Here is a 15,111-nt window from a genome sequence, read left to right as displayed (position 1 = left end):
GCACTCACAATATCACTGATAATTTATTGGTAATTAATTTTACTTTAAATCCTAAACACTCCTGAGGGTTGCTTATGTTATTCAACGGCGATTTAACTACTAACTGTCCTATTAGACAGAAAATTCGTGACTTTTACCGCATAGACGAAAATGCGGTTATCGATCATATTTTACCGCTTGCAGAAGTGGGTGTAAAAGCACGAAGCCGTGCATGGGAAAGAGCCCGCCAGATTGTTTTAAACATTCGTAAAGAGCAAGATGGACAAGGCGGTGTTGACGCACTTTTAAATGAATTCTCACTCTCTAGTGAAGAAGGTGTTGTATTAATGTGTTTGGCCGAAGCGCTGCTTCGCGTACCAGACAAAGCAACTCAAGATGTACTTATTCGCGACAAATTGGCCAAAGGTGATTGGAGCTCTCATTTAGGAAGCAGCGATTCTTTATTTGTAAACGCGTCCTCTTGGGGATTGTTAGTTACCGGTAAAATGGTTAACTACACAGACAAAACGAAAGAACAGCAGTTTGGTATGCTTAAAAAGACCATTGGTCGTTTAGGTGAGCCAGTTATTCGTAAATCTGTAAACTTTGCTATGAAAATTATGGGCAAGCAATTCGTTATGGGCCGTACCATTGACGAGGCAATTGAACGTGCTGCCGATACAGAGCAAAAAGGTTATGTGTATTCTTACGATATGCTAGGCGAAGGCGCGCGCACAATGAAAGATGCGAAGCGTTACTTTGACAGCTACATGAATGCTATACACTCAATTGGTAAAGCGGCTAATGGTCGTGGTCCAATTAAGAGCCCTGGCATTTCAGTTAAGCTTTCTGCTATTCATCCACGCTATGAGTTCACTCATAAAGACCGTGTGATGGAAGAAATAGTCCCTAAGTTAAAAGAACTTGCTCTTGCCGCTAAAAAATACGATATCGGCTTTACCGTTGATGCCGAAGAAGCTGACCGTTTAGATATTTCATTAGATGTAATTGAAGCGGTATTTAGCGATGAAGATCTTGGTGATTGGCAAGGGTTTGGTTTAGCGGTTCAAGCGTACCAGAAACGTGCTATTTTTGTAATTGAATGGCTAACCGAGCTTGCGACCCGCGTTGGTCGTAAAATGATGGTCCGTTTAGTTAAGGGTGCTTATTGGGATACAGAGATTAAAACCACACAACAAGATGGTTTGGATCACTACCCCGTATTTACACGTAAAGCCACAACCGATGTTTCTTACAAAGCATGTGCAATTAAAATGCTTGAAGCGCGCGATGTGCTTTATCCGCAATTTGCTACACATAACGCTTACACTGCCGCGACTATTTTAGAAGTAGCCAAAGGCGACAATACAGGTTTTGAATTTCAACGTTTGCACGGTATGGGTGAGTCACTATTCGACCAAATCGTTAACGAAGAAAAAATTCAGTGCCGCGTATATGCCCCTGTTGGTCAACACGAAGATTTACTTGCTTACCTTGTTCGTCGTTTATTAGAAAATGGCGCTAACTCATCATTTGTAAATGCCATTGTAGATACATCTAAACCTGTTGAATCGCTATTACCAGATCCTGTAGAAACACTACAAGGCTTACGTAACAAGTACAATACGCAAATTAAAATGCCAATTAATTTATACGGTGAAGAACGTGCTAACTCTAAAGGCATGGATTTAACCGACATTAACGTTATTACCCCTTTCAAAGAGAATCTTGAAAGCTGGTTTAATGAGCATTTAATTGAGCAAAGCCAAGTACCTGAAGGCTCATTGGCCGTTAAAAACCCAGCGAATCATAAAGAAATCATCGGCCACGTTAAATTACAAACTGGCGAAGAGATGAAAGTATTACTGGCTAACGCTGAAGCAGCTTTTGAATCATGGTCGCAAACATCAGTAAAAGAACGTGCAAATTTACTGCGTCGCGTTGCTGATATTTTAGAGCGTCATCACGACGAACTTGTTGCTATCTGTATTAAAGAAGCGGGTAAAGTAGCACAAGACGGTATTGATGAAGTGCGTGAAGCGGTTGATTTTTGCCGTTACTACGCGGCGCGCGCTGAGGAGCTATCGCAAGATGAACGCTTTGAAGCCCGTGGCGTTATTTTATGTATCAGCCCGTGGAACTTCCCGCTTGCAATATTCTTAGGCCAAGTTGCTGCTGCCATTGTTACAGGTAACACAGTAATAGCAAAACCTGCTGAGCAAACAAGCTTAATTGCCCTTCGTGCAATTGAACTAATGCTGTCTGTTGGCTTACCTGAACATGTTGTTCAACCGGTTATTGCTCGTGGTTCTGAAGTAGGCAAAACAATTGTTCCTGATGAACGCATTCAAGCAATTATGTTTACCGGCTCTACAGAAACAGGCACATTAATTTCTCAAACACTTGCAGCACGTAACGATATTCAAGTACCGTTAATTGCAGAAACTGGCGGCCAAAACTGTATGATTGTTGACTCAACGGCGCTTCCTGAGCAAGTAGTTGACGATGTGATCAGTTCTGGTTTTCAAAGTGCTGGGCAACGTTGTTCGGCTCTTCGTGTTCTATTTATTCAAGAAGACGTAGCTGATGGCATCATCGATATGCTTAAAGGGGCTCTAGCTGAGTTACACATTGGCGACCCATCGTTACTATCAACTGATGTAGGCCCTGTAATTGATGAAAAAGCACTTAAAAACTTAAACGACCATGTTGAGTACTTAAAAGGTAATGCAACACTGCATTACGAGTGCAAAATTCCTGATAATACATTAAATGGTGCATTCTTTTTTGCGCCTCGTTTATATGAAATTAAGGACTTATCAGTACTTAAACGTGAAGTATTTGGCCCATGTGTTCATATTGTGCGTTTTAAATCGAGCGAACTTGATGATGTGATGGATCAAATTAACAACACAGGTTATGGCTTAACAATGGGTGTACATTCACGTATTGAAGAGCGCTGTGAATACCTTGCTAAAATGTCACGTGCGGGTAATGTTTACATTAACCGCAACATGATTGGTGCTATTGTTGGTGTGCAACCATTTGGTGGCCGTGGTTTATCAGGTACTGGCCCTAAAGCCGGTGGCCCTAACTACCTACAACGTTTAGTAAAAGAAAAGGCATCACCAGATAACGTGCAAATGACAAACCTGACGCCAGACGAACTTGATTTACACCACTACAGTGGTGCAAATGAACAAGTTAAAAAGCTAATGGCTAACTCAATGCGCGATGAAAAGATTTGGCGTGCAACACCGCTAAATGACCGTGTTTCGGCTGTACGTCAGTTGCTTGCTAAAATCGCGACGGTAGAAATTATCGACGATTTAGCAGACGATTTGGCATTAACACTATCAGAAGCTCGTGCACAGCTTAACCGCCTAGAAAAGCACATGCGTAAATTTACTACCCTGCCTGGGCCAACGGGTGAGTCTAATACACTTCATCTAGAAGCGCGTGGTTGTGTCGTGTGTTATGCAGATAAGAGCACATCATTTAACTTCTGGGCATTGTCTATCATTACCGCTATTGCCGCAGGTAATACGGTAATTACTGTAGCGTCTGAGCTGTTTTATGATGAAGCTGTTGCCTTTAAAGATAAATTTATCTCTACAGGTGTTGCTGAAGGTGTTTTCCAAGTTGCTAAACCTAATCAGTTACAAGCTATCTTGGCTCACCCTCATTTAGCAGGTGCAGTAGTTGCTGCTCGCTCGTCTCGCTTAGGCTACTTTAGCCAGCAGCTAGCACAGCGTAAAGGTGCTATTTTACCAGTAATTAGCTCTGAGTATTACGATACGTTAATCAAACGTCTTATTACTGAAAAAACAATCAGTATTGATACAACAGCATCAGGTGGTAACACATCACTAATGACGCTTGTTGAAGATGATGAGTAATTAGAAAACTAATTTCTTAATAGACACGAGAGGCACCTAATGGTGCCTTTTTACTATGTAAATAGCGTAAAGTTTGTTACTTTATAGTTAATCAAACTATATAAGTAAATAAATTGAAAACCATTCTTATTTCACAATTACTTCCAGGTATGTTTGTACAACATGTTACTAAGCAAACAGGTCGCATTAAAGTTAAAAGCCAAGGCTGGGTTAAAACTCAAGCGGATATTGATAAGCTAAAAAAAGCAGGGATCTTAGAAGTAGAAATAGATCCTGATAAAACCCTTGTCAATACAGTTCCTGAAAAAGAGCTAGAAAGCACTTCTGCAGTAAAAATCAAACGAGACCCTTGGCAAAAAGCACACAGTGCAGAACAAGAAATGGGCAAAGCTAAAAAGCTTTATGACGAAGCTAAAACACTTCAACTCAAAGCATTTAAAGAAATAAAAGCTGGCCGAAAAATAGATATAGCCCCTTTTAGAGAGCTTGCAAGTGGCTTTATGGATTCAGTGTTTAGAAATCAAGATGCGTTAGCGTGCCTTACACAAATGCGTCAAAAAGATGCTTATTTACTTGAGCACTCTATTAATGTTTCTATTTTAATGAGTATTTTTGCTAAGCACTTAGAAATAGATAAAGAAATTATCGAACAATTAACAACAGGTGCTTTGTTACATGATATTGGTAAAATAAAAATACCTGACGAAATTCTCAATAAACCGGGTCGTTTTAGCGACGCTGAATTCGAAATAATGAAAAAACATTCCCTTTTTAGTAAAGAAATTTTAGAAGGGTCTGGCTTAAAAGGAATCGCTGTTGATATTGCTGGTATGCATCATGAGCGTTTGGATGGCAAAGGTTATCCGTTTGGTAAAAAAGGCAATGAAATAAGCCAATATGTGCGCATGGCCTCAATTGTTGATGTTTATGATGCATTAACCGCTGAACGCGTTTATAAAGCTGGCATGGAACCTATTAAAGCATTTAAAATATTAAAAGAAGGCTGCCCCGATAGTTTTGCCCCTGTGCTGCTTACTAAATTCATTCAATGCATTGGTATTCACCCGGTTGGGACTTTAGTAAGGTTATCAAGCCAAAAAGTCGGACTAGTGACTGAAAGCAACCCTGCATCGCCACTAAAACCGATAGTAAAAACATTTTACAGTGCTAAACACAGCCGTTATACGGAAGTACAAGATATAGATTTAGCCAATAAAAAGACTTTAGATACCCTTGAATCAACTGTTAAACCAAAAGAATATAATATTGATTTAGAACGTTTTTATAAAAATTCAATACTGCCATAGAGTGGTCGCTTATTGCGGCCAATCTTGCAATGCTTTTAAACTAAACTCGTAACCATCAAAATCAAGGACGCTCTGCTCTGGTGTTATTTCTCTAACCGTTAGCGCACCAATACTCTCTCCTTCATGTAGCTCTCGTCCATTTAACTTTATCCAACGTTTATCAGCACTGGATGAATAAATATGCGCTTGGTATTTAATACTAGGCAACATTGATTGCAAACCATCAGGCAGTAGCTCCACAGGCTCAACACGTGATGACGTTTTTGATGCTTGAGTAACTTCATAATCTTGATTTTTTTCGACATCTTGTATCGCTTGCGCAAATGCATTTTTAAGCGTTGTTGGCACGGCATCAAGTTCAGGATCGCTCACTTGTTGAGATTGATTGCTACCATTAATTGGCTTACCTAGTACTTTATATTTACTCATATCTAGTTGAGCCGATGCGGTATTTTGATTTTTCCCGAATACCGAAGTGTTTTGTGCATTATTTGGATTGTAATTACTTTGTGGGTTAAACGCTGGCTGATTATAATTTTGAACCGGCATTACTTGTTGCATATTTTGCTGATTATAACCTGCTGCGCTCGTGACCTGACTCGATGGCATAGGGATATATTGCCCACTAGGGGTTAATAACATTTGCTGTACACCATTAGGTGTTTGCACATGCACAAGTTGCCCTTCAATCGTTGCAGTATTTGTTGAAGCTACTTTTACAGGCTCTAACTTAGCTATTTGCTGCTTTTCAACTTCAGTATCTATTTTTTTAGCATCTTCTTTAGGTGCTGATTTTTCGCTTTCAACCACATTAAGTACAGCGGGTCCCGCTGCGTTTAATAAGGTAGAACTTTGAAACCACTTACCGACAGTAAAGCCACCAGCGACAGCAATAAAAGCACCTAAGCTTGTACCAAAAACTAATGCTAATCGCCTATAACGCTTGAGTGCTTGCTGCTGTTTTAACTGTTCTGATTGCAAGTCGTACTGCTCAGCACTCATATCTGATTGCTGCGACTGCTTTAGCGCATCTAATAAATAAGACATAACTTACCTAACTATAAAATAAATGAAAGCCCAATACCTACGGCAAATAAAGTAGCGAAAGCAAAGCTGTATGATACAAATGATGTTCCCTTGTTCGCTTCATTAACTGGCGCTACAAAATCCATTGGTAATGACTCATGTGCTGATTTTTTTATTATATCGCCATCAACTATCAACTGCTGCTTTGCAAATGTGCCCACTAAAGCACGTTCACACACCAAGTTCATTAGGCGCGGCACACCACCCGTTAATTGATGAACTGCTTGCATAGCATCCATCGAAAAAATCCCTTTATCGCACCCTGCAACGTGCAAACGATGCTTTATATAAGCCACGGTTTGGCCTTGCGTAAGCGGCAATAAATGGTAACGAGCTGTTATTCGCTGAGCAAGTTGTCTTAATTCATTGCGCTTTAAAAGCTCTTGGAGTTCAGGTTGGCCCACAAGCACTATTTGTAATAGCTTTTTATGATCGGTTTCTATATTTGTCAGCAAGCGCAATTGCTCAAGCACATTAGGAGCAAGTAACTGTGCCTCATCAATGATAAGTATGGTGTGACCACCCGATTTATTATTAGTCTCTAAATGCTTTTTTATAATATCGGTAAGGCTTTTAAGCGTCGAATTATTAGTATCGTAACTAATATTAAGCTCATCACAAATACTGGCTAATAACTCTAGCTCCGAAAGTGCTGGATTATGGATCATTGCGACTTGGGTATTTTCAGGCAATTGCTCAAGCATACTGCGAGTGATCGTGGTTTTTCCGGTGCCCACTTCGCCCGTTAATAATACAAAGCCGCCATCTTCACCCAATCCATAGGTAAGGTGCGCTAAGGCTTCTTTGTGCCGTTCACTTAAAAACAAGTAATGGGGGTTAGGCGAGATAGAAAAAGGTTTTTCGTTCAGGCCAAAATAGCTTAAATACACCGTGATGTTCCTTCATAATTAAATCACGGCCTATAATGGCAAAAAAAGCCCCTAAGTGACAACACTGTGAGTGCTTTATTATTGAAATAACGTAAATTTATGAAAAACAAAAAAGCGCAGCTGTTTTAAAGTTGCGCTTTATACCTTTAAATTTACACTTTTTTATTTTTCATAGCGCACTAATCGTAAATACACATTACTTGTTTTAGCATGCAAACTATTTAGGCCACTATCAAACTGATAGACCCATGCAGAGCTCATTGTGCTCACACCCGATGTATTTGACCAATAATTTTGAAGCTTAGTGCCAAAAAATACAGTTTCATTAATACTCGGCTCTGTGCAACTGTGCTCTAAAATACTCGCCAATTCTTTAATGTTAGGCATTTGCCAATCATCGTAATCTGCGGTTGTATCATTTTTAGCTCCGCGTAGTGCCTCTTGCCAAGTGAGAGAAGGTGTTGAGCCTTCACAAAGTTGTGTCTCTGTATTGTAAGTCTGCCCATAACTACAGCGTTGCCACATAAGGCCAGTTTCGCTATCAGACACTGTGCCATCTGCATTTATAGTAAATCTATCTGTCGGTGTTGTGGTATCTGCACCGTCGTAGCACGTTTGCGCCGCTGCAATATTAAAGCTCAAACTTATAGTTGTTATTGCATAGAGTAATTTTAATTTCATTATTTTCTCCTAACGACTTCTAACTAAACGTACATAAGCAGTATTTTCTTTTGGATAAGCAAGATCGTTACCATCACTCATATCAATAATATACGCTTGCGATAAACTTGTACCATCAGCTGCTGTTTGTGAGGTCCAGTAACGTAAATGGCTTAATGCACTTTCACTTGGCATATTAGGGAAAAATGCCTCGTCAATTAATACACTTTGACCTTGTTTTCCGTAATCAATTAAGCCTAAAAGCTCTTTGTAACTAGGTAATCGCCAGTTCGTACCGCCACAAAAATCTAAGTCATTTACTTCGTTTATATAGCTTTGTACACCACAACTTGTATTATCAGGGCACGTACTATTAGCTGAACTTGTATCTGTAAAGGTCGTGTTGCCTACATCCCAAAAATAATGATTTTGACCATCACGTAACGAAGTATTTGGTACCGTGCCAGATGCCACACTTTTCACCTCCCAAACCAACCCTGTTACGTTATCGCGAATACAATTAAAACTATTGCTGGTATCAGACACTTCATCGGCAAATTCATTTAACTTCGTATAATCAAACGCTAAATTACCTTTACCTACTTTATCCAAACGATTTGCAAAGCTGTCGCGGCCAAGTTCTGCATCTTGCGCGGGAAAGTCATCGCTTTCACAATTAATACGCTGGGTATTGTTATAACACTCACCCACACCACTATCATTTATAAGCCCGAGAGCTTTTGGCGATACATCTACAAATAAAGAATCTGTGTCTGTACGTCCTTTTGAGTCAGTTACCGTTACTTCAAAGCTCAATGTGGTCTCGGTGTCTACATCTGAGGCAAAAAATGTCGTTGTACACTGATTACTATTACTTAATGTTTCGGTATTACCGGTAAGTTGTTGCCATTTACATTGGTATGTATCTGTTACGGTTTCACTGCTAGTTGCATCAAGTGTTACCTGCTCAAACTCTTCAATATTTTGATCAGCACCCGCATTTGCATCCACTAATTCATTTGTTTTGTTGAGGGTCATTGAATATTGAGTGCTTGCCTCACCGCCTTCATCATCTATAACAGTTAACTGCCAAGATAAATTTACGTTACTTTCAAGCAATGGATGAGAAAAGCTGAGTGTTGACTCATTAAAGCTCGCAATATTTAACTCAGGCCCCGATAGCAATTGCCAAAAATAGCTATCAATTTGGCCATTTTCATCCGGATCGCTTGACTCAAGACCGCTTAAAGTGACCGTGTCTTTGTATACAGAAGGAAGTGTTTCAGGCGATGTTTGTGTAACAGTAACAAGGGGAAGCTGGTTATTAGAACTAACTGAGATGGAAATGTCGTCACTAACGGCGCTAGTGCCGGAGCTTTGATAGCTCACTCTTAAAACTATTTCACTGTCAGTTTTTACATCTGGTGCGGTGAGCGTTTGTTCTGCTCCCTCTAACGGAAAGCCTTCTAAGCTTGGACCGCTTACTTGTTGCCAAGTAAAAGTTCCATCAGCAGGAGAACCCTGTGCTGTAATGGAAAAATCGGTTTTTTCAATAATTTGTAAGTCGTTTCCAGCATTAACAGATGATTCTACATCGGCATCATCGCTGCCACCACCGCCTCCACATGCGCAAAGCAAAGCAATAAGAGGAATTAAAGCAAACGCTTTCATACAAAGCACCTTTTATGTCAAATAGTTACTATAGTGTAATCATAAGCAATAAAGATGCCATTAAAGTGCTACATATAAGTATCTTGATGAATACGTACAAACAACTTAGTACCGATTTTACTGTAATCTACTTTGTATTCACGCCCATCTAAGGCTTGAATGAACAATAGCTGTTTTTCTTCACCAAACACGTCTGGGCTTCCAACATACACTATTTCTAAATAACGATCTTTTGCATCACGTCGATTTTTTGGCAACTCTTCTTTAAAAGGCTCTAGGCCATTTTGTGTTACTTTAATTCGCGGATGAATTTCAGAGTTAACAATCACTAAATCGTGTTTTTTATCTTTATGTATTATGGTATTTCGCCCACTTTTTAAAAAGGATCTGTCTTGACTCATTACTATTCCTACTACCGCACTTGAGTATTTACGTTATTTACTCTGCGTCGCTATAAACTGACTGGGGTTTTGCTTCCACTTATTTAAGTTAGCACTAAACGCCCAAATATCTCTATCTAATACACTGGCAGGTAACAATAAATCATAACCTGTTAACAGCTGAAGGTGCTTTGTTCTATTTGCAAACATAGCTATAAGCCCATTATAGCTTATTCCCCTTTGAGAGATATACTGTGTATCTTCTATTAACCATTCTGATGGGCAATGACCATTTTTGCAATGTTTTTGAACAGCTTGCATAAATAAATGTCGTTGTTCTATTAGCAGTTTCCCTGCAATTCTAGGTGATAAACTTGCTAAAAATTCATCAATATCATTTACTTTGATACCCACAGTATTTAACTCAATGTATTCAACCCCGTCCTCAACCTTAGGTATACCGCTATACCTAAAATTACTTTGAAAAAGGTGCCATGCTCCATACTTATGCTGATATATAAGTTTAGATTCACTTAATATTAAACTATAGAAGGGTTCTTGAGTTTTTAAAAACCCAATAAAAATAGCACCGATACAAGCACTCACTAAAAAAACTTCAACAATACTTATTTTATCTGGACGTAATAAATTAAAACCCATAATAAGCACCAACCCAATGGCACCCACTATTAATATTTCGATGCCATTACGTGCGCCTTGTGCCCTGTATTTTACATGGTTTCTATCGTTTTTATCCATGCTGATAGAACACCATATAAAATATCAACATAATAATAGCCCATAAAATAACTTTGCGGGCAGTTATACAAGCCTTACAGGATGTTTTAAAATTCATATATTTACCACTTTATATGTAACAAAAGGGGGACACTGCATCAGGATCATTAACTTTTACGCTTAACGCACAAATTTATGAGACACATAACCGCCTTTCTCCGGTCTTATTTCGTACAATACTTACAATTAATTTTCAGGTATGAAAACGATGTACTCAAGACAATCAGGCAAAGCTCTTTTTCCATTTATTATTACGCTACTTTTGATATTTAGCGTTTACTTATATTTACCGTCAAGCCATGGTGAACAAGCCGACTTATCTAAAATGTCTACTCAGGTATCTGCGCATACTGTGACATCACAAGAAAACGCGGTAATGATAGAAGCTATTGGTAGTGCACGTGCTAACCAAGCTGTTTATATTAAAAGTGCCCAAAACGATTATGTCACAGATATTTACTTTAAAGACGGTGACTTAGTTAGTAAAGGCCAAAAATTAGTGCAACTACAAAGTAAGCAAGAACAACTTGCAGTTAAAGAGCTTGGCATTAACTTACAAGAAGAGAAACGTCAACTCAACCGCTTAACCGAACTTTCACGATCTCAATCAACTGCAAAGTCATTATTAGAAGAGCAGCTATCTCGCGTTGATGCAACAGAGGCGCAACTAGAAAGCGCTAAAACAAAGTTAAATGAAATGACTATTACCGCGCCATTTTCAGGCCTGTTAGGTAAACGTGAAATATCAGTTGGCGCCTACGTAAACAACGCTACAATAATCACCACACTTGATGATATTAGTATTATTAAAGTTGATTTTAAAGTGCCTGAAAAATATTTAGCACAATTAAATATGGGCATGAAAGTATTAACTCAAAACGACGCGTACCCAGGGCAGACATTTAATGGCAAGGTAACGCATATTAGCTCGCGTATTGATTCGGTGACACGCAGTGTTGAAGTAACAGCAAGCTTTGCGAATAAATCAGGGTTACTTCGCCCTGGCATGTTATTAAATACAGCACTTGAGCTAAGCAGCAACCAAGCTTTAATGGTGCCAGAAAAAGCGGTTATCCCTTTACAAGACAAACACTTTGTTTTTCAAATTCAAGACGGAGTAGCCAATAAAGTTGAAGTACATGTTGCAAGCAGAAATAATGGCTGGGTTGCTATCGATGAAGGTTTAAATGATGGCGAGCAAATTGTTACTGAAGGGCTAATAAAAATTCGCTCTGGAAGTAAAGTAAGCGTAAAGGGGTAATACGTGAAAATTACTGATACTAGCGTTAAACGCCCCGTTTTTGCCATAGTAATTAATTTACTGCTTCTTACTTTTGGGATAGTTGCGTTTACGATGTTACCGCTTCGTGAGTACCCTGATATTGAAACGCCAATAGTAAATATCAGCACTGAATACACAGGTGCTTCTGCCGAAATTATAGAAACCAAAATAACGCAAATAATAGAAAACCGTATTTCGGGTATTGAAGGTATTAAAAGTATTAACTCATCAAGTCGTAATGGGCGTTCAAACATTACCATTGAGTTTGATATTAACCGCGATATAGATGCTGCATCTAACGATGTACGTGAACGTGTAGCACGTGCACTTGATAGCTTGCCCGATCAGGTACGCCCACCAGAAGTGTCTAAATCAAATAGTGATGAAAGCCCAATCGCCTGGTTTGTATTAAACAGCGAAACAATGGACTCGTTACAGCTCTCTGATTACGCACAGCGATTTATTGTTGATCGCTTAGCCGTTGTAGACGGTGTATCTAATGTACGTATTGGTGGTGAGCGCCAATACGCCATGAAAATTTGGTTAAACCGCCAAGCAATGGCTGCACGCGGTATTACCTCAAGCGATATTGAAAATACACTGCGTACAGAAAACGTTGAATTACCCGCCGGCGAAATAGAATCAATAGATCGCGACTTTACCGTGCGCACCGCACGTAGTTATAAAGATCAGCGCGATTTTAAAAACCTTGTTATTAAACGAGGTGAAGAAGGTTATTTAGTGCGTTTAGGTGAAGTTGCCGATGTAAAATTAGAAGCTGCCGATGACGAAAGCTTATTTCGTGGTAACGGGCGCAACATGATTGGCCTAGGCATTGTAAAACAAGCTAAAGCAAACACGCTTACCGTAGTAGATAACGCACGCAGTGAACTTGAAAAAATAAAACGTAACCTACCTGAAGGTACAACAATTCAAGACAGCTACGATTCGTCTGTATTTATTAAAGAATCAATTAGTGAAGTTTACAGCACACTTGCCATCTCTATGGGTTTAGTCGTACTCGTTATATTTTTGTTTTTAGGCAATATACGAGCAACGCTTATTCCAGCTGTTACCGTACCGGTTGCACTTGTTGGTAGCTTTATGTTTTTATTAGCAATGGGCTACTCAATCAACTTACTCACTTTACTTGCCTTAGTACTGGCTATTGGTTTGGTAGTAGATGATGCCATTGTAATGCTTGAAAACATTCACCGTCGTATTGAGCTGGGTGAGCCGCCGTTGCTAGCTGCATTTAGAGGCGCGCGTGAAGTTGGTTTTGCCATAGTAGCAACCACGCTTGTACTAATATCTGTTTTTGTGCCATTGGTGTTTATGGATGGCCGTATAGGGGCGTTATTTACTGAGTTTGCAATGGCGGTAAGTGCTGCCGTATTTTTCTCAAGTGTTACAGCGCTTACACTTGCACCAGCCTTGTGTTCTAAAGTACTTAAAGTATCAGACAAACCAAATAAATTTAGCCAATGGATGGACCGCCAGTTTACTAAAATTGAAGTAAGTTACCGTAATTCACTCTCCACTAACATAACCCGTAAATGGGGCTTAATGGTGAGCTTATTATTAGCTGGCTTTGTTAGTTACTCGTTGTTTTTACAAGTTCCTTCTGAACTAACGCCAAAAGAAGACCGTGGCACGTTCTTTATTATGATGAGCGGCCCTGAGGGCGCAAGTTACGAAAATAATGCTGCTAATATGGCTAAAATTGAAGAACGCTTAATGCCTTACTCGCAAGCGGGTGAGCTAAGTCGTGTACTTGTTCGAGTGCCTGGCTGGAGTGGCAGCGGCGGTGTTGCGATTGTTGGTATGGCCGATTGGGATAAGCGCAAACGCTCAACATGGGAAGTAATGGACGAAATAAGCGGTAAAATGCAAGAAGTTACCGATGTACGTGCGTTTGCCATTATGCGCCGTGGTATTGGCGGTGGTGGCTCATCTCGTCCAATTGAGTTTGTATTGCAAGGTAATGATTACGCTCAACTTGCCGACTGGCGTGACCGTATAATTAAGCGTGCCGAACAAAACCCAGGTTTAGTAAGAATCGATCATGATTATAAAGAAACCTTCCCGCAGTTTTTAGTCAGCATAGATAAAAACAAGGCTGCTGATTTAGGCGTTTCGGTATCTGATGTAGGCCGTACACTAGAAACAATGCTTGGCCAGCGCCGTGTTACAACCTTTATTGACCGCGGTGAAGAATACGATGTAATTTTAAAAGGGACTAAAGAAGACTTTACTAACCCTACTGACATTTCAAATATATACCTTAAATCACGAAGCGGTGAACTAGTCCCACTTGATAGCCTTATCAGCTTAAAAGAAGAAGCAACCGCATCGCGCTTAAACCGATATAACCGTATGCGCGCAATTACATTAAGCGCCAACTTAGCCGACGGTTATACGCTTGAGCAAGCGCTTAACTTTTTAAACGAAGTAGCCGCGCAAGAAAACGATATAGATGGCGCCGTAGATTACAAAGGCGAGTCGCAGCTTTATTACGAAGGCGCATCAGCGATGACCTACGTATTTATACTTGCACTCACCGTTACCTTTTTAGTACTGGCAGCGCAGTTTGAAAGCTTTATGCATCCGTTCGTCATTATGCTTACCGTACCACTTGGTTTAATGGGCGCTATGTTCGGACTTTGGGCTACAGGACTTACTTTAAATATTTACAGTCAAATAGGTATTGTCATGCTCATAGGGCTAAGTGCTAAAAACGGTATTTTGATTGTAGAATTTACTAACCAACTGCGCGATAAAGGCGTTGAATTTAGTGAAGCTATTTTGCAAGCAGCAACTCAGCGTTTGCGCCCTATTATTATGACCTCGCTGACTACGGTTATGAGTTCGGTACCTTTAGTACTTGCTTCAGGTCCGGGCGCTGAAAGCCGTATGGTGATAGGTGTAGTCGTGTTTACTGGGGTTATTGTATCGACCCTACTAACTCTTTTTGTTGTACCTGCTGCATATTATGCACTTGCACGTAACACTCAATCACCTGAGTTTTTACAGCAAAAATTAGACAAACAAGCCGCTGAAAAACCTTTCGAAGAGATCTAGCCTCTTAATTGCGCCGTAACCTTGTTGTTGCGGCGCATACAATTTATGCTCGCCTTTAAACCCCATATACATTTTAGG

10 protein-coding genes are annotated in these 15,111 nt (G+C 39.9%); 4 read left to right on the top strand and 6 right to left on the bottom strand.

Annotated elements, in window-relative coordinates; translation table 11 throughout:
- The first annotated feature begins 74 nt into the window (after positions 1 to 74).
- Both putA and AOR04_RS04050 read left to right on the top strand, forming a co-directional pair.
- On the top strand, positions 75 to 3,878 hold the full coding sequence (gene putA / locus AOR04_RS04055) for a bifunctional proline dehydrogenase/L-glutamate gamma-semialdehyde dehydrogenase PutA (RefSeq protein ID WP_033028985.1): 3,804 nt from the start codon (positions 75 to 77) through the stop codon (positions 3,876 to 3,878).
- 113 nt (positions 3,879 to 3,991) lie between these two features.
- The gene (locus AOR04_RS04050) at positions 3,992 to 5,185 is read left to right on the top strand and encodes an HD-GYP domain-containing protein (protein WP_096792614.1); all 1,194 of its coding nucleotides are present in this window, start codon (positions 3,992 to 3,994) and stop codon (positions 5,183 to 5,185) included.
- Positions 5,186 to 5,194: 9 nt separating this feature from the next.
- Here the strand turns inward: AOR04_RS04050 and AOR04_RS04045 are convergent, their stop codons facing one another.
- From AOR04_RS04045 to AOR04_RS04020, 6 genes are all read right to left on the bottom strand, one after another.
- On the bottom strand, positions 5,195 to 6,232 hold the full coding sequence (locus tag AOR04_RS04045; protein WP_096792613.1) for a general secretion pathway protein GspB: 1,038 nt from the start codon (positions 6,230 to 6,232) through the stop codon (positions 5,195 to 5,197).
- Positions 6,233 to 6,243: 11 nt separating this feature from the next.
- Complete coding sequence (locus tag AOR04_RS04040) at positions 6,244 to 7,161, bottom strand: ExeA family protein (RefSeq protein ID WP_007377550.1); 918 nt, start codon at positions 7,159 to 7,161, stop codon at positions 6,244 to 6,246.
- A gap of 162 nt (positions 7,162 to 7,323) precedes the next feature.
- Entirely contained in the window at positions 7,324 to 7,842 is a 519-nt protein-coding gene (locus AOR04_RS04035) for an Lcl C-terminal domain-containing protein (protein WP_096792612.1), read from the bottom strand.
- Positions 7,843 to 7,851: 9 nt separating this feature from the next.
- A complete protein-coding gene (locus AOR04_RS04030; RefSeq protein ID WP_096792611.1) occupies positions 7,852 to 9,492 on the bottom strand; it encodes an Lcl C-terminal domain-containing protein in 1,641 nt (546 codons plus the stop codon).
- A 68-nt stretch (positions 9,493 to 9,560) separates the two neighbouring features.
- Positions 9,561 to 9,893, bottom strand: coding sequence for a hypothetical protein (locus AOR04_RS04025; protein WP_007377553.1), 333 nt, complete (start codon positions 9,891 to 9,893; stop codon positions 9,561 to 9,563).
- Positions 9,894 to 9,926: 33 nt separating this feature from the next.
- Positions 9,927 to 10,631, bottom strand: a complete 705-nt coding sequence (locus AOR04_RS04020) for a DUF2982 domain-containing protein (RefSeq protein WP_007377554.1) — start codon at positions 10,629 to 10,631, stop codon at positions 9,927 to 9,929.
- A gap of 247 nt (positions 10,632 to 10,878) precedes the next feature.
- On the opposite strand from AOR04_RS04020, the gene AOR04_RS04015 reads away from it, so the two are divergent.
- The gene (locus AOR04_RS04015; protein ID WP_096792610.1) at positions 10,879 to 11,931 is read left to right on the top strand and encodes an efflux RND transporter periplasmic adaptor subunit; all 1,053 of its coding nucleotides are present in this window, start codon (positions 10,879 to 10,881) and stop codon (positions 11,929 to 11,931) included.
- 3 nt (positions 11,932 to 11,934) lie between these two features.
- Positions 11,935 to 15,033, top strand: coding sequence for an efflux RND transporter permease subunit (locus AOR04_RS04010; RefSeq protein WP_096792609.1), 3,099 nt, complete (start codon positions 11,935 to 11,937; stop codon positions 15,031 to 15,033).
- Positions 15,034 to 15,111 lie beyond the last annotated feature (78 nt).

This window comes from Pseudoalteromonas sp. 1_2015MBL_MicDiv, assembly GCF_002407505.1.
Classification (GTDB): Bacteria; Pseudomonadota; Gammaproteobacteria; order Enterobacterales; family Alteromonadaceae; genus Pseudoalteromonas; species Pseudoalteromonas fuliginea.
Note: the sequence above shows the minus strand (reverse complement) of the source record. Positions and strands in the feature narration are given on the sequence as shown.